This window comes from Photorhabdus stackebrandtii, assembly GCF_011189495.1.
GTDB lineage: Bacteria > Pseudomonadota > Gammaproteobacteria > Enterobacterales > Enterobacteriaceae > Photorhabdus > Photorhabdus khanii.
Genome location: NZ_PUJV01000165.1, coordinates 1 through 628, shown reverse-complemented (window position 1 = coordinate 628; position 628 = coordinate 1). Strand labels below are relative to the sequence as shown.

Genomic DNA, 628 nt, shown 5'->3' with positions numbered 1-628 from the left:
CATCACTAAACGGATCAGCCAGGAAGCGTTCCGCAGTCAGATCAGGACGATTGAGATAACCCCGGGCAACACCGACACCGCCAATGTACAATTCACCCACCGTCCCTAACGGTACTGGCTGACCATAGATATCCAACAAATAAACCCGCGTGTTAACCATCGGCTGCCCAATTGGAACCCATTCATCCGTGTAGTCTGACGGACAACGCCAAATCGTCGCGCAAACCGTGGTTTCCGTCGGACCATAAGCATTGAACAGCGTTACCCGGCCCCGCAATGCCTGAAGCAACGCGGCACTGGGGGTTTCACCCGCCAGTACCAGCGTGGGTTTTGTTGTTATCTCCGGCAAATCAGCCCCTTCCTGGAGCAAAGCGGGCATCAAACAAACGTGTGTCACCGCCTGTTCTTCCAGATAATGCCAGAGGCGGCACGGAGCCTGACGAACCATGGCGGCAGGGATCGCCAAGCTAGCTCCCCCACCCAACGCTATCATGATTTCCCAAACACTGGCATCAAAGCTGAATGAAGCAAACTGTAACATCCGGCTGGTTACACGCATGTTAAGCCGGGCAATTTGTGTCAATACCAGATTAACCACACCACGATGTTCGACCATCACCCCTTTCGG

General features: G+C 54.1%; 1 protein-coding gene. It reads right to left on the bottom strand.

Annotation, left to right across the window (positions count from 1 at the left end; translation table 11 throughout):
- A partial coding sequence (locus tag C5470_RS22160; RefSeq protein ID WP_166291944.1) for an AMP-binding protein occupies nucleotides 1-628 on the bottom strand: 628 nt, incomplete at both ends.